The organism is Streptomyces sp. CA2R106, assembly GCF_037034245.1.
In the GTDB taxonomy this organism is placed as follows: Bacteria; Actinomycetota; Actinomycetes; order Streptomycetales; family Streptomycetaceae; genus Actinacidiphila.
The window spans coordinates 1-208 of sequence record NZ_JBAGKC010000245.1 but is presented as its reverse complement, the minus strand read 5'-3'; the positions used below and the strand labels follow the sequence as shown (position 1 = coordinate 208).

Annotated in this window: 1 rRNA gene; it reads left to right on the top strand. The window is 55.3% G+C overall.

From position 1 onward, the window contains the following. Positions 1-208 (top strand): 23S ribosomal RNA (locus WA788_RS35945); the annotation flags it as partial.

Sequence of the window (208 nt, the reverse complement as noted above, 5' to 3'; positions counted from 1 at the left end):
GGGTGAGACCTGATGCCGAGCCGATTGTGGTGAAGTGGATGATCCTATGCTGTCGAGAAAAGCCTCTAGCGAGTTTCAAGGCGGCCCGTACCCTAAACCGACTCAGGTGGTCTGGTAGAGAATACCGAGGCGTTCGGGTGAACTATGGTTAAGGAACTCGGCAAAATGCCCCCGTAACTTCGGGAGAAGGGGGGCCACTTCTGGTGAT